At 49.6% G+C, this 270-nt stretch carries 1 protein-coding gene; it reads right to left on the bottom strand.

The window, feature by feature from the left end; genetic code table 11:
* Positions 1 to 270: carboxyl transferase domain-containing protein (locus A3729_RS10775; protein ID WP_304439717.1), on the bottom strand; the 270-nt coding region annotated here is incomplete at both ends.

Raw genomic sequence — 270 nt, 5'->3', positions numbered from 1 at the left:
CGCCACCTGCGGTACACAATCCAAGTACAACGGCGATTTGTGGAATCCCTTTGGCAGACATGTTGGCCTGTCGATAGAAAATGTTGCCAAAGTCATCCTCGTCCGGAAAGACTTCATCCTGATTAGGGAGGTTTGCGCCACCTGAATCTACAAGGTAGACGCAGGGTAGGCGATTCTCTTCAGCGATGGTTAAGGCGCGGAGATGTTTTTTAACCGAAAGAGGGTAGTAAGTGCCTCCTTTAACCGTCGAATCGTTGGCAACAATCATGC

It is taken from the genome of Oleiphilus sp. HI0043 (genome assembly GCF_001634935.1).
This window is presented reverse-complemented; position numbering and strand designations above follow the sequence as displayed.